Origin of the sequence: Pseudoalteromonas sp. 0303, from assembly GCF_013349995.1 — a bacterium.
GTDB lineage: Bacteria > Pseudomonadota > Gammaproteobacteria > Enterobacterales > Alteromonadaceae > Pseudoalteromonas.
This window is the reverse complement of the sequence record NZ_JABVXF010000003.1, coordinates 187,053-199,615: the sequence shown is the minus strand read 5'-3', so window position 1 is coordinate 199,615 and position 12,563 is coordinate 187,053. Positions and strand designations below refer to the sequence as shown.

The 12,563-nt window shown below is 37.2% G+C and carries 10 protein-coding genes; all 10 read left to right on the top strand.

Annotated elements, in window-relative coordinates:
* The first annotated feature begins 835 nt into the window (after nt 1–835).
* The 10 genes from HUS62_RS04110 (at nt 836) to HUS62_RS04065 (ending at nt 12,504) form a co-directional block, all read left to right on the top strand.
* The gene (locus HUS62_RS04110; protein WP_175078627.1) at nt 836–1,744 is read left to right on the top strand and encodes a YafY family protein; all 909 of its coding nucleotides are present in this window, start codon (nt 836–838) and stop codon (nt 1,742–1,744) included.
* Complete coding sequence (locus HUS62_RS04105) at nt 1,734–2,696, top strand: hypothetical protein (RefSeq protein ID WP_175078626.1); 963 nt, start codon at nt 1,734–1,736, stop codon at nt 2,694–2,696. Before HUS62_RS04110 ends, HUS62_RS04105 begins: the two co-directional genes overlap by 11 nt.
* A gap of 10 nt (nt 2,697–2,706) precedes the next feature.
* Nucleotides 2,707–3,129 (top strand): TerB family tellurite resistance protein, encoded by a 423-nt coding sequence (locus HUS62_RS04100; RefSeq protein WP_175078625.1) that lies wholly within the window; start codon nt 2,707–2,709, stop codon nt 3,127–3,129.
* Entirely contained in the window at nt 3,116–4,039 is a 924-nt protein-coding gene (locus HUS62_RS04095; RefSeq protein ID WP_175078624.1) for a DNA repair protein, read from the top strand. The genes HUS62_RS04100 and HUS62_RS04095 overlap by 14 nt, the downstream gene beginning before the upstream one ends.
* Nucleotides 4,040–4,054: 15 nt before the next feature.
* The gene (locus HUS62_RS04090) at nt 4,055–5,821 is read left to right on the top strand and encodes a hypothetical protein (protein WP_175078623.1); all 1,767 of its coding nucleotides are present in this window, start codon (nt 4,055–4,057) and stop codon (nt 5,819–5,821) included.
* 747 nt (nt 5,822–6,568) lie between these two features.
* The gene (locus HUS62_RS04085) at nt 6,569–7,222 is read left to right on the top strand and encodes a hypothetical protein (protein ID WP_175078622.1); all 654 of its coding nucleotides are present in this window, start codon (nt 6,569–6,571) and stop codon (nt 7,220–7,222) included.
* A 305-nt stretch (nt 7,223–7,527) separates the two neighbouring features.
* Entirely contained in the window at nt 7,528–9,117 is a 1,590-nt protein-coding gene (locus HUS62_RS04080) for a Na/Pi cotransporter family protein (RefSeq protein WP_175078621.1), read from the top strand.
* Between the two features lie 336 nt (nt 9,118–9,453).
* Nucleotides 9,454–10,320 (top strand): hypothetical protein, encoded by an 867-nt coding sequence (locus tag HUS62_RS04075; protein WP_054560749.1) that lies wholly within the window; start codon nt 9,454–9,456, stop codon nt 10,318–10,320.
* Nucleotides 10,321–10,329: 9 nt separating this feature from the next.
* Nucleotides 10,330–11,412 carry a DUF4785 domain-containing protein gene (locus tag HUS62_RS04070; RefSeq protein WP_175078620.1) on the top strand — a complete coding sequence of 361 codons (1,083 nt, stop codon included), beginning with the start codon at nt 10,330–10,332 and terminating at the stop codon, nt 11,410–11,412.
* Nucleotides 11,413–11,757: 345 nt separating this feature from the next.
* Nucleotides 11,758–12,504 carry a type II CAAX prenyl endopeptidase Rce1 family protein gene (locus HUS62_RS04065; RefSeq protein ID WP_175078619.1) on the top strand — a complete coding sequence of 249 codons (747 nt, stop codon included), beginning with the start codon at nt 11,758–11,760 and terminating at the stop codon, nt 12,502–12,504.
* The last annotated feature ends 59 nt before the right edge of the window (nt 12,505–12,563 follow it).

The following is a 12,563-nucleotide window of genomic DNA, read 5'->3' as shown; positions in this document are numbered from 1 at the left end:
ATTATGAGCCCGCATATAAGCACGCAGTCTGACAAAATTAACGAAGGGTATTGTGCAATAGGAGGAGTCCATATAAGGCGTTTTAACGCTGAAAAAGAGTTATTAGATATCAGTGATTAGAAGTTAGATTAAGAATACAAGTTAGCGAGGGTAAAGGGGAAAGAGTAAAGGTGAAAGGGAGCTATCAGCTTTCAGCCGTCAGCTGTCAGATTAAAAATACCCAAGTTAGCGAGTTTCGAGGGGAAAGGAGCTTTAAGCTATAAGTTTGAAGTCAGACGTGCCTGCATATTGCTGTGGTTAACCTCTATACCGTAGGCGTGGAATTTATTTCGCGCGAAGAAGTTAGAGAAAAGTCAAATAGCAATACCTGACCCTATGTGTTTTCCTAGATACTTCGGTTTTACTGTTTAATAGCGAGCCTCCGCGTCATTATATGAACTCTATTCGCGGCCGCGAATTGATAAAGCAAGCAGTTAATAAACTAAAATATAGCTACATAGCGTAATAGACAATTTAACTTTAGATGCCCGAAGTGTAGATACTAATAGGTAAGAATTTCGAAATCTCACTTGTTGATAAATACTGTGAAGCATTAGGAGATTGAGGTAGGCAGAAATTATGCTTTGTACGAGGGGAGACTGGCAGTATTGTCTCGGATTAAATACCATGACTTATCTAGATTTCGTTTAAGAGTTTTCTGGTAATCATAAGGTATTAATTTTTAGTCTAAAATTTAGTGCAATTTCTTTAAAAGTTGTATATTGTTTTTGTAAGGACACAACCTGACCAGCCCAAAGGTTAGGATATACCCAAGGAATTAAGGGGAGTTTTGAACATGGCAGATACGAAGTTAGCCCAAAGGTTAGCCGAATTGTTGAGCATGTTGAATGCAGGGGAGTTACTAAGCCCTTCACATCTAAGCGTTTATTTTAATGTTTCAGCTCGTACTCTGAGAAGAGATATCTATGAGCGACTTTCTTTCCTTGATATTCAATGCACTCCAACAGGTGAGTGGTTTTTAGAAAGGTCATCACCGAGTAAGCTCAATCACAAAGCGATAGCCCTTTTTGCAGAGAAAAGTGGAGTTCGTGAACTTTTTCCTTTTTTTACCAATGAGCTATTAGATTCCTTAATTGGAAATTCTAAGGATGAAGTGTATTTAATTAAAACTAATGATTATGAGTATCATGACACTTCAGCGATTAGCACTAAATTTCAACAACTAGAAAGTGCAATAAGAAACAACAGGAGAATTAGCTTCTCTTATAAAGGGAAGAACTATTCAGATATAGAGCCATATAATTTAGTCCATTTTGACGGTTTTTGGTATTTGGCTGGAACGGATAGCGGTACTTTAAAGTCGTTTCACATCTCATTAATGAAAACAATTTGGCCTAATAATACTGGTCATTTCATTAAAGCTCCCAACATACAAACAAAAATAAAAACCTCTAAAACGATTTGGTTTGGTGGAGAGCAAGTAAAGGTCTTACTTAGCGCTTCTGCCGAAGTGGCTCATTATCTTCTTCGGAAAAAGTCATTCCCAAATCAGCATTTAGAATCAACATCTTCTAATGGAAGTATTTTTTTCTCAGTAATTGTAGCGAATCAAAAGCAGTTATTTCCTCTTATTATGAAATGGCTTCCACACGTACAGATCATCGAGCCTATAGACTTAAGGCATAAACTCAACAACCAACTTTTAAACTACTTGAATAATCAAAAGGATATTTATGGACATTAATCTTAATTTAGTTTTTTTTGCGACTTTAGGAGTTGCCTTAATTTGTATTTTGTCAACTTACATAATACATAGTCGAATTTTAAAGTCAGAGGAAGCAACTGCAAAAAAAGTTGATGAGTCAACAAATCAACTCAGAGATGGCCTTCAAGAGCTAACGGATTTGGTTAAAGAAAAGTTAGTTGCTCTTGAGCAGAGCTCTGTTGATAGTAGTAATGCACAAAAGCAAGTTACAAGAGAAAAAGCTACAGAACTTGAAAATCTCATTACTCGTTTTCATTCTGATTTGACGACAGCACAGAAAGAACAAGTGGGTATGGTTGTTGAGTCAGCGCAGCGAACTGAAGCTTTGATTAAAGACACTAAGTCTGAAATGACACAAGAATTGAATAGAGGCTTTGAAACTTCATTGAAATGTGAAGAGCAAAATCAAAGTACTCTTTTAAGTAATTTAAATAATGTAGAGACGAGTATTACTAAATTATTGAGTGAACAAACTAAAGAACAACGCAAAATAGCATTTGATACGAACCAAAAACAGCTATCGAACTTCGAAAATTTAAGTTCAATTTTGCAATCTATACGAGTAGATAACCTTATTGAGTTAACAAATGAGTTAGCAAAGCATAAAGACTTAACTGTTGAATCAGAAGATTTTGTAAAAAAATTAGGTGATTGCAAGGTATTGACTATTGAGGATAAATTCACTGGTCAAATTACAAATGTTTTTTATGAAAATGGAATAAAAAGAAGTACGGATACATTTTCTGGCGAGCACTTAAAGTATCAAATGTATTTTGATGATGCCGGAAAACCTCAAAAAGGTGTTGAGTTTGATCTCGATGGAAACGTTATATTTGAATATTTATACGATGGTGCTGGAGAAGTGCAATCTAGAGTCGAGCACGTTCGTAACGAGCACGGTACTGTCGAAAAAGTAGAAAAAAGCTATTAGGAGTATTTGAGTGTATTTATCTGAATTAAACATTGGTGAGAAGAAAAACTTTTTAGAGCTAGCCAAATTTTCAATGGGCTTAAATGGGGAGCATAAAGAGGAGGAACAAGAAGTTTTTGCTTCGTTCCTTAATGAGTGTGATTTAAGTGGTTTTAAGGTTCAGAAACAAGACAATATTGATTCTGTAATTAAAGTACTTGGTAAATCGTCTATAAAATCGAAAAGAATAATCATTATTGAACTATTCGGTATCCTTTTAGCGGATGGTGATTTCTGCGAAGAAGAAGAAAAATTTATGGCTAAGTTAGCTAATACTTTTGAAATCGAGGCGTATGAATATAAGCGCTATCAACGATGGGTTGAAGCGATGAATGATATTGTTAGTGAGGGCTATAACCTGATTTTTAAGGGAGAAGAAAATGGGGTGGCTTAGTAGAGCGAAAAGTTGGGTTGCAAGTAAATGTAATTCTCTAAAAAGTACTGCATCTAGCATAGTAGATAAAGTTAAAGAAACCTGCTCAAAGGTTTGGAATGCATTCACTGGTAAGCATTATACTGACGAAGCTGAAGCAATCCATGATGAAATTAATGAACGATATGATAAAGCGAGAGCTAATTATCAAGAGGCTGTTCAACAGATTAGCCAAGAAATACAAGAAAAAGTCTCAAAAATTAATTTAAATAAAAAAGAAATTTATGAAAAGCAATTTGAACGCTTTAAATCTATTGCTAATCGTATTCACAATGTAACGGTAAAAGGCTTACCTTTCGAAGACTTTTTTGACGGCTCAATCTATGAGTTAAATAAGAACCAAGAGATCAGAAGTAAAGAGAATTTGATTCTAATTGATTTCGATCAAATGGGTTTTTTAGAGACTGCTGGAATGATTTTAACTTTGGGCTTTTTTTCAAGAAAAAAGGCAAAAGAATCACTTGAGCGAGTCAAACAAGAGCGCGAGAGAGTATTTGAAGAAATCGAAAAAATGAAAGCTCAACAAACAAAGTTAGAAGTTGTATCTGAATCAATTGATAACGTAGTTAATTATTTTGAACAACTTATTAAAAACTACTCATCTTTATTAGATCGTTTTGAGTTTGGGATCCAGTCTCAACGTGTAAAACAGTCGTCTGATGCTAGTAACGTTTTTAGTTTGAAATTAGATTTTAAATTACTACCTATTGTACATTTAGAAGAGTTCCAAGCATTGTTTAATTTATCGATAGTTCTAAAACAAATGGCTAATTTAGGGTACTTAAGTTCAGAAGGCGAGGTGATCGTCAAGGATGTTGAAGCTTCTGAATTGTTATTTCAAAAAGTAACAGAAGCTAAATTGTCTGCTTAATTTAAAAGGGAAATTATGAGTAATAGCACTAAAAAATATGAGCAAATAAGTCTCTCTAGTGAAGATGTTGCATCAAAACTAAATGGAGCCTCTCCGTTACAAGCCAGTCGTATTTTGATTGATATGGAGTTATTTGAACAGCGCTCATCATTAGACGTTATAGATAATGTATACAAGGACTTTGAATCAAATCAGAATGTAGTAGATGAGTTAGTTACTCCTTTAGGGTTAAGTGTACTTGATAGTGTTATTACTCACAAAGATCTAAAGCTGGATAGAACGGGGCTAACTGCTTCTAGACTTTGGGAAGATATTAATTGCTTTGAATATAAAAATATTCACGCAAGTAGCCATGCATTAAGCACTAAACAACAACTTAAAGGGAGTCGAAAAGTTACACCGGGCAAACGTGGTAATGTACAGAAACATAAATTAGAAGCTCATAAAGTAAAAAATACAAGAAGAGATGGAACTATAAAAAATGACTTGGATGGCAAGAAGTTATATCGTCAAGGACAAGGTTCTTCTACTTTAAATACTGTAAATACTGAGCATTTACAATCATCAGAAAGCTTTCATCGCCAATTTGGTGGAAATATACTTTTAACAAAGGAAAATGGTAAAACGATTGTTAATAGCGACGAGAATTTAGCTAGTATTTCTGAACGTCAAAATAAGATGAAGCTTGATGGAACATTTGCAAATATCAAAGAAAAAAAGGAACAATTATTATCAAAAAAGAAAACAACTAAATTGTCAAAAAGCGAACAAGAGCAGTTAGATCGTATTAATGAGTCCTTTACTGGGAGTAGCCTTGAAGCAGGTGTTGCTATGGAAAAAGAGGCTGCTAAGAGCAATTTTAAAGCAGCTCAAGATGCTGCATTTAATAATATAAAAGATAATACAGCTGAAATTGCTACGCAAGCTTCAACAAAAGCAGGTGAGCAAACAGGCCATCAAGCACTCGGACATGCTGTATTATTGATGTTAAAACCGATTTTTTATGAATTCAATGACTCTTTTAAAAACGGGATTGATGCAGGCGTTGGTGAAGATTCCGCTCTTGAAGGTTTAAAAGTTAGACTTAAACGAGTTATGCAGTATATACGTACGGAAATAGTTCCTACCTTAACAAAAGCACTAAAAGATTTTTTTGATAATTTTTGCAAGGTTATAATAGATAGTATTATTGGCTTAGCTACTGGTATTTTTAAATCAATATTGACTATATTGATAGAAGGTTTTTCGGCTTTAGTTGGAGCATTAAAAATATTAAGCAAATCATCTAATGAAATGAGTGGAGCTCAGAAAGCTGATGCTATTTTGAAGCTTTTCTCTGCTACAGTAGTGACGTTTGTAGTGTTTTACTTTGAGTCGTCAATCCTTCCTGCTATTCCAATTCCATTTTTGCAGGATATAGCTTTGGCATTACTATCTGGTATAGCTTCCTCATTGGTTGTATATGTACTAGATAAAGCTGATATCTTCTCTACTAAATCAGAACTACGAACAAAACGCATTAAAGAGATTTTTGAAATGCGAGTTCAGCAAATCAAAGAAAATACAGATGCTTTTGAAACCGCTAGTTTACAAAAGCTTGCTGAAGACAAACTTAGATTTAAGGCTTTATCTGATAGCTTGAGTCAATCAATTCAAGATAAGAAAGACCCTAATGACGCTGTATTAAAAATAGCTGATTTTTTGAAGGTTGAATTATCAGTAAAATCTACAGATGATTTTTTAAATATGTTGAAAACACAGGATTCCTTGGAAATAGCTTAGTTTAGTGTTTTGATTCCCAAACTATAATAACTACCATGTGATTGGGGGTATTAAATTGTATAAATATTCCCAATCTAAAACTAAAAACTCTGCTATGAAAAATGTGGTCTAAAAAACTGCATTTTCCCAAACTATAACAACTCTGATCATGATTAAACTCAAATGCCAAAAAGCCGTTGCAGCAATGCAACAGCTTTTTTGTGTTTTGGAGAAAGTTAGCGAGAGTAAAGGGGGAAGGGAGCTATCAGCTTGTAGGTTGGGTAGAGCGGAGCGAAACCCAACAAGTTAGCGAGTTACAAGGGGAAAGTTACGAGGAACGAGTTTCGAGTTGTAGGAGGGGTTTAACGCTGAAAAAAGAGTTGTTAGATATCAGTCGTCAGAAGTTAGATTAAAAATACCCAAGTTAGCGAGTTGCTAGGGGAAAGTTACGAGGAACGAGTTTCGAGTTGCAGGAGGCGTTTTAGCGCTGAAAAAGAGTTATTAGATATCAGTTGTTAGAAGTCAGATTAAAAATACTAGTTAGCGAGTTGCTAGGGGAAAGAGTAAAGGAGCTGTAAGCCACAAGTTTTAAGTAAGATTGTGCCTGTGCATTGCTATGACTAACTCCGATGCCGTAGGCGTGAAATTTATTTCGCGCGAAAAAGTTAGAGTAAAGTCAAAAAGCAAGTTCTTACTCTTTGTGCTTAACTGTACCAATGGATTAACTAATCCGTTGGTACAGTTGAGTTAAATTAATAAGGAAATGGCATGAAAAAGGGTTTTGAAATAGCAGCAGACCTGACCGAAGCCACATTTAAAAGTCAATTACTGACAGGCGTAGCTAAAGATATACCTTATGTAAGTACGTTGATAAAAGTATGGAATTTAAGTGATTCTATTCGAGATAGAATGTTTGCATCTAAAATAGTGCGTTTTATTGAAGCTATCGATGAAGTTAGTAAAAAGGAAAAAGATGAATTATCGAGAAAAATAAAATACTTAAACCAAGATGATTTGGAAAGAGTTACAGACAAAATATTATTCTGTATTGAATCCATAACGGATATTGATAAGTCTGAATTCATAGCAAATTTCTTTATTGCATACATATATGAAAAAATATCAGAACGGGAGCTTAGGCAGTGTATTGATATAGTTCAAACTTCCTTTTTAGATGATTTAAAATTGTATGTCGAAACATGTATTGGTACATATGCCAATGAGGAAGATTTGAATTATCAAAAAATAGATGGGTTAATAAGCACTCCACTCTTCACTAATTTTAGAGATGATAGACTTTTACAAAGAACTAATGATACCGATAATATTGGTAAACATTTGTATAAAGAAACGTTTATAGGTATGCAGTTCAGAATAGCGTTTAATTTTGGAAAAGATAGAAGAGAGGTTGAAAATTCTTAAGTGTTGTTACTCAACTAAGGTGAGTAAAAAAGAATGTTTTCGAGGGCCTTTTTTTTTACATCCTAATAAAAACATGGGGTCAGGTCTTTCTTTTTGCCTAACCCCTTTACCAACCCACAACCAACACTATGCTGTTAGCACTTAGCACTTAGCACTTAGCACTTAGCACTTAGCACTTAGCACTTAGCACTTAGCACCTAGCACCTAAAACCAGTTACTTTGTTTTCGATCATTGCGCTATAAGGTACTCAAATCTATACTTTTTGTATCGATCTTGATTAACAATATCAGCACTTTATAAGCGAATGGAAAATCTGAACATAGCCATGGCTGGGCTAACCGCCATTATCCTTTTTATTTTTGGGCTTGAGAACTTTTCTCGGGAAATTGAAAGTATATCGGGGGAGCGCTTTCGTAAATCGTTGAGTCGCGCGACTAACATTCCTATTCTTGGGGTGCTAATTGGCGCTGTGGTGACGGCCTTTATTCAATCGAGTTCTGCGACGTCGGTGATCACGATAAGCTTGGTAAATGCGGGGGTGTTAACGTTTAAAAATAGTGTCGGTATTATTTTTGGATCAAATGTGGGCACTACGATAACGGCTCAGCTGGTGGCTTTTAAGCTGACGGTATTTGCTCCTGTGATTATTATTATTGGCTTTTTTCTGTCGCTGACTCGCAATCGCTTTTCTATTTTTGGTAAGGCGATTTTCTATTTCGGTTTTGTCTTTTTTAGCCTTAACCTGATTTCATCATCACTTGCACCATTACAAAACAACCCTGCATTAATTGAGATTTTAACTCAGCCGCAAAACCCACTTTTAGCGATTTTAGTGGGCTGTGTATTTACAGCTATGGTGCAGTCGAGTTCGGTGACTACAGGGCTTGCCATTGTTTTTACTCAGCAAGGTATTTTGGGGCTTGAGAACGCGGTACCCATTATTATGGGGGCGAATATTGGTACCACAGCAACTGCAATGATCTCGGTGTTTGGTATGGATATCGCAGCAAAGAAAGCAGCGCTGAGCCACCTGTTGTTTAATGTGGGTGGGGTGCTTTTATTTCTGCCTTTTATTTTATTGTTTGGTGATAAGTTAAGTGAAATTACGCTTGATCCCGCTGTCGCACTGGCAAATATTCATTTTATTTTTAATGTGGTTGCCAGTTTAGTTTTTATTGCTTTTGTTAACCCCTTTACGCGCTTTGTCGATTTTCTGCTTGGTGAAGGAAAGATGGACTTTGAGCGCCTTGAATTGCCGACTTACCAAGAGGATGAAGAGTTTCAGCATGTCGTCGATAAGTTAGAGTCAGGTAACCAACAGCTGCTTAACTTCTTAAAAGAAAACTATAATCAGGTCACGCTGAGCTTAGAGACCAACTACAAAGGTATTCAAGATACTGCACAAAAGCGTTTGGAATATGCCAGTTTTGTTGAGAAGGAATACATCACTTATTTCACTACTATTGTTAGTAAAATCAATGATGAAGAGCAGTCACGAGAGTTAATGCTGCAAATTAACCGCTTTGATTATTTGTTCCAAATTCATGATTCCATCATTGATCTGTTTGAAAGCAAGCGGATTATGAATGAACAATTTATAGAATTAGAAAGCGATATTTTGATTATGATCCGCGAACTTTCGAGTGATACGCTGACCTTGTTCACCCATACCAGCGAGAATTTAGAACAACCTAAAAATGACGAAATAGATAAAGCAGCTAGGTCGTTGCAACTGCATCTGAATCAGGCGCAGCGTAAGTTATTAATGCTACTTGCTGATACCAACAGAAAAGATGCCGGTACGCTGACAAATTTCGTCACCTATTCTCAGCGCCTCAAAGATAAACTGCTGAACTTACATAAAATGTATTCACGTAAGAATGCCGAGTTGTAAGTTGGGTAGAGCGGAGCGAAACTCGATAAGTTAGCGAGTTTCGAGGGGAAAGAGTAAAGGGGGGAAGGGAGCTATCAGCTTTCATCCGTCAGCTATCAGATTGAAAAGTTAGCGAGTTAGAAAGAGTAAAGGGGAAAGTTTACTCGCACCTCGCACCTCGCATCTCGCATCTCACCCCTCTTTTACTCCTAAAATCTAATAATTTGTACTTAAAAAACGCACAAAAGTTAAATTAATGTAAATTTATTCTTGCTTTCGTACCTGTTTGGTCTATGTTTTTGGTCGGAGGTCACTCCTCCAACCTGATAGATAGAATGACAATCAACAGGAACACACATGAAAATAAAAACACTCTCACTAGTGCCAGCTTTAATGTTGGCAGCGGGTATTAGCCACAGTGCTTTTGCTGCGCAAGGAGTCGCATTTGTGCACGGTACAGGCCAGCAAAGCGATGCGTATAATGACTATTGGACAGGCAGTTTTGTCGACACAGTTCGCCAGGGATTACCAAACAGTAGTAATTACACGGTCATTAATTGTGACTTTGATCAATACATGTGGGCAGATGCAGCATCTGGCTGTTTAGCAGGGCAGCTCACTACATTTATCAATAATAAAAACATCACTGATTTAACTCTGATCACTCACTCTAACGGTGGCAATGTGGTGCGTTGGATTTTATCTAACCCAACATGGGATAGCCGTTATCCAAATATTATTAGCAAAGTCACGCGCACTATTGCTCTGGCTCCTTCAAGTGGTGGTACGCCGTTGGCTGATGCGGTTATTGCGGGTAATTCGTTCGAGCAAAGCTTGGGTTGGCTTTTAGGTTACGGCAGCGATGCAGTAAAACAACAACAAGTATCTTGGATGGAATCGTATAACGCACAGTGGCTGTATGGCACACCGAACCGCCCAAGTTTACCGTCTCGATTCGAAACCGTGGTGGGCAGTGATGTTGAATCAGCTGTATGGGATAGCGACAGCTATTGTGGCGGTTATCAAAATCAAGTGGGCCTTGAAGTAACGCAAAACTGGTTAGACAGCTGCTCAGATGGCTTTTTAAATTGCAGTTCTCAGTCGTTAGCAGGGGTGGTGTGGTTTACCGATAAATCACGAACCCAAGGTGGTGAGCCTTTGAGTCATCAGCAAAGTCGACGTAACTGTTTTGGCTTGCCAAACATGCTTAAAAATCGAATTTAGGAGCCTGCTATGATTAATAAGTTAACCACAATTGCAGCTGCAATAGTGCTTGTAAGCACAGCCGCAAATGCTAATGAGCAAACGGTTTATCAATTTCCTCAAGTTCAACCAGCATCAAGCGCTCAACTTGAAACACTTGAAAAAGACAGCGTTGAATATTGGCAGAAAGTATCGGGTAAAGAGCTTAAGCGTGGTGTGCCTGTCTTTGTAAACCAAGCTGATAACTTTATTCGCATTGCACCAAAAGCACGCTTTGATAGTGGCGAAGTATTTAAGCCTCATGGCTTACAGCTAGATAAACTGTCGGTACGTGATGACAACTTTAGACAAATGCCAATGCAAGCCATGGTTGCACGTGAGCAAATGGAAAATGCAGGATTTAGCGATGGTAGTGTTGGGCTAAAGCTAGGTCAGGTAAATGGCAAAGCAATGTTAAGAACAAGCCAAGCCCTTAACGACGACGACACCTACTTGCTGCACGTGATTGAAAAAGGCTCGAGCAATGCCTTACATGCTAAATCGCAGTTTAAAGTGAAAGATCAGCAACAACGTGTTGCTATGCAGCTTAGTATGGGTAAAAAGCGTTTTAAAGATAGTGATGTGAAGTTAACGCTTTCAAGCCCTGATGGCGAAAAACTAGATGTACGTTACGAAAATGGTGAAGCGGTATTTAATTACCCGCTTGAAACCTTAGGTGCGGTAAATGGTTACTATGAGCTTGAGGCCAGCGTAGACACTAAAGTGAATGGTCAAACGGTAAAGCGCTCTATAAAAATGCCGTTTGTGCATAGCTCACAAACCATCAGTATGGATAAAGCCAAAGTAACAGCGCTTGGCAATAATAAATACCAAGCCAAGGTGCCAGTGCAAGTGACCGACTCAGGCCGCTATGCTATTCGTGCTACGTTAACTGGCAAAGGTGATAAAGGTGAGCGCATCAAACTAGCAACGGTTGAAGTAGCTAAACATATTGATAGCTATGATAGTTTCACCATGCCTTTTGCGGTCGTTCAAGCAGCCAAAGCCCCGTTCGAGCTGGTGGATATTGAGCTTACCGACCAAACGCGAATGTTAAAGTTTGCGGGAGAGTAAAAGGTAGCTCTTATTGTATGTTGGGTGGAGCGCAGCGAAGCCCAACAAGTTAGCGAGTAGCGAGTTGCAAGGGGAAAGAGTAAAGGGGAAAGGGACGAGATACGAGGTGTTTTAACGCTGAAAAGGTAGCAGCGGGTTTACCCCACGTAATTTACAATTTACAGTTTTTCTCTGCGTAGCGCGCAGCGCCTCTATGTAATCTGTGGTTCAATATACTTTGAAAATAAAAATATGCTCAATGTGAATTTGAACTCAAACAAATATCTGTTTAATAGGTTGTTTTTGTGTTTATTATAGAAATTAAACAATAATAAAGTTTGAGCTGCATGCTCACCAAGGACGGTTATGCCAGATATGTATTTTGGAATGCTTGCCAATTTAGGCGTTGTTCTATTACTCGTTTTAATTTTAAGATCACTCAATAAAGTAACTATAAACCTAACTTGGTTGCTTGCAACTCTCTTAATTCTATTTTGCTACTTCTTAGCTTTATTCAAAGGTAAAGAGCTCATTTCCTTAGATTTACTCTTTACAGATCTCAAATGGAATTGGTCAGGTAAAATTGTCGCTATTACTCTTTGGGCTTTGGTTTTGGCTTTATTAGCAGCATTTAAAAATGACTTTAAAATCAAGGATGCTGGTTTTACTTTTAGGCAAAATAAAGGCTCTATTAAGCCTGCGCTCGTTGTTTTAACCCTGTTTGTTGTGTTGCAGATTATTGTAACGCTTAGCTTTGGGAACGGACCAAATTACGATTTTGAAACGCTACTCTATCAAGCTCTTATTCCTGGGTTAGATGAAGAACCAATGTTTAGAGGGGTTTTATTATTTTGTTTTTCGTTGGCTGTTGTTTCATCGCGCATTAACTTTTTTGGCTCGCCAATAAACATTGCAGGGTTACTTTTGGTTTTATTATTTGGTCTAGTTCATGGGGTTATGTATATCGATGGTGAGTGGCATTTGTCTGCATTCAGAATCGTATTAACTGGGAGTTATGGATTTATTTTGCTGTGGTTAAGAGAGCGTACTGGTAGCCTTGTTTTTCCAATTGTAGCGCACAATATGGTTAACTTTGTTGGGCAGTTAGTTTAGTGCTTGAACGTAAAGGAAATATGTCACTAAGTAGGAATGTTGGCTTGATGGGAAAGTAA

Coding starts and splice junctions, on each gene's coding strand:
- HUS62_RS04110 (WP_175078627.1), top strand. CDS start 836: ATGGCAGATACGAAGTTAGCCCAAAGGTTAGCCGAATTGTTGAGCATG.
- HUS62_RS04105 (WP_175078626.1), top strand. CDS start 1,734: ATGGACATTAATCTTAATTTAGTTTTTTTTGCGACTTTAGGAGTTGCC.
- HUS62_RS04095 (WP_175078624.1), top strand. CDS start 3,116: ATGGGGTGGCTTAGTAGAGCGAAAAGTTGGGTTGCAAGTAAATGTAAT.
- HUS62_RS04090 (WP_175078623.1), top strand. CDS start 4,055: ATGAGTAATAGCACTAAAAAATATGAGCAAATAAGTCTCTCTAGTGAA.
- HUS62_RS04085 (WP_175078622.1), top strand. CDS start 6,569: ATGAAAAAGGGTTTTGAAATAGCAGCAGACCTGACCGAAGCCACATTT.
- HUS62_RS04080 (WP_175078621.1), top strand. CDS start 7,528: ATGGAAAATCTGAACATAGCCATGGCTGGGCTAACCGCCATTATCCTT.
- HUS62_RS04075 (WP_054560749.1), top strand. CDS start 9,454: ATGAAAATAAAAACACTCTCACTAGTGCCAGCTTTAATGTTGGCAGCG.
- HUS62_RS04070 (WP_175078620.1), top strand. CDS start 10,330: ATGATTAATAAGTTAACCACAATTGCAGCTGCAATAGTGCTTGTAAGC.
- HUS62_RS04065 (WP_175078619.1), top strand. CDS start 11,758: ATGCCAGATATGTATTTTGGAATGCTTGCCAATTTAGGCGTTGTTCTA.